The organism is Burkholderia sp. E168m23 (assembly GCF_016586125.1).
In the GTDB taxonomy this organism is placed as follows: domain Bacteria; phylum Pseudomonadota; class Gammaproteobacteria; order Burkholderiales; family Burkholderiaceae; genus Burkholderia; species Burkholderia orbicola.
In genome coordinates, this window is sequence record NZ_BCPP01001235.1 from 1 (window position 1) to 1,690 (window position 1,690).

A 1,690-nucleotide genomic window follows, 5' to 3' on the forward strand; every position below is an offset into this window, starting at 1 on the left:
CCGGGCATTGGATTCGAGCTGCATACCCACGCGCACGACGCGTTCCGCGCGAGATCGGAATCGGTGCGGGCATCGGGCCGCTGACGCCTAAAGCGCGTCGATCGCGAAACGCACCGCGAAGCCGAGCATCATCACCGCGACGAAGCCGTCAAGCACGCGCCACGCGAGCGTACGGGCGAACCACGCACGGCACGCGCGTGCGCCATAGACGAGCATCAGGAACCACGCCAGCGACGCAGTCATCGCGCCGATCGCAAACGGCGCGCGGGCAGACGGCGCGTGGCTCACGATCACGGTCCCGAGCAGCAGCACCGTATCGATCCATGCATACGGATTGAGCAGCGAAACCGCGGCGGTCGCGAGCAGCGTGCGCGACCGCGTGGGTTCGCTAGCGACGCGTGAGCCATCTACATGCTCAGGCTCCCGTCCGACGATCGCCGAGCGCAGCGCGAGCAGGCCGTAGCCGGCGAGATACGCGATACCGGCCCACAGCGCGGCCGCCACCACGGCGGCATGGCGCGACAGCAATGCCGACAGCCCGTGCGCGCCGAGCACGATCAGCAATGCGTCGCTGCCCGCGCAGACGAGGGCGATGGAGAGCAGGTGAGGGCTCGAAAGCGAGCGCTTGATGACGAAGGCGTCCTTGGGACCGACCGACGTGAACAGGCCGGCGCCAAGCAGCAGGCCTTCGAGGAAGGCAGAGGTGTCGAGCACGAGCGGGCCGACAACCTCTTAAGCTGAACCGGTGATGGTTAGGATGGCGCTACGTTAAGGGGTGCCGGCGGCCATTGTCAATGCCCGGCGGCCGCCCATTCCGGCCGCTGCCCGAGCGTATCGAACAGCCGGACGATTTCGGCCTTCACCTTCTGCACCGCGTTGCTGACCAGCGCGGTGTCGTGCCAGCACAGCGACAGGTCGCGCGCGAACAGCCGGTGCGCGACCGTCGACAGCTTGAGCTTGCGCTCCTCGATCTCGACGTGCGCGGCGGTCCACGGCAGGATCGTCACGCCGAGCTGCGCCATCACGGCCGCGAACAGCAGCCCGGTCGAACTCGCCTCGAAGCTGATCTCGTACGACAGCCCGGCCTCGCGCATCGCCCAGTCGACGCGGTTGCGGATCGTGTTCGGCGCGCTCGGCAGCACGAGCGGCATCCGCGCGATCGCGTCGAGCGGCACGGGCGCGTCCGGCACCGGGAATCCGGGCCACGTGATCAGGTACAGCGTTTCCGTCAGCAACCGGTGAATCGCGATGCCGCGCGTGTCGACCGCATCGACGACGATCGCGAGATCGAGCCGCGCGCGTTCGAGCAGCGTATCGAGGTCGGCGCTCGGCGCTTCGATCAGCTCCAGCATGATGCCCGGATAGCGGTCGCGCACCGCGCGGGCGAGCGGAATGGCCAGCACGCGCGCGGTGCTCGACGGCATGCCGACGGTCACGCGGCCCTGCGGCGTGTCGGCGTCGCGGCGCAGCAGTTCGCGCGTGCCGTCGGCCTGGCGCAGCAACTCGAGCGCGTGCCGATACAGCGTGCGGCCCGCCGCGGTCGGCGCGACGCCGCGCACGCTTCGTTCGAGCAGTTGCATCCCGAGATCCTGCTCGAGATTGCGCATCTGCTGGCTCACCGCCGGCTGCGCGACGTGCAGCGCCTCGCTCGCGTGCGTGACGTTGCCGCATTCGACGACCTTCACGAAAT

The 1,690-nt window shown here is 69.0% G+C and carries 2 protein-coding genes; both read right to left on the reverse strand.

The features are described 5' to 3' along the window. Positions 1-87: 87 nt before the first annotated feature. A complete protein-coding gene (locus JMF90_RS36065) occupies positions 88-714 on the reverse strand; it encodes a LysE/ArgO family amino acid transporter (RefSeq protein WP_077218805.1) in 627 nt (208 codons plus the stop codon). Positions 715-791: 77 nt separating this feature from the next. After that, the coding region (locus tag JMF90_RS36070) for a LysR substrate-binding domain-containing protein (RefSeq protein ID WP_201326249.1) at positions 792-1,690 on the reverse strand (899 nt) is incomplete at its 5' end.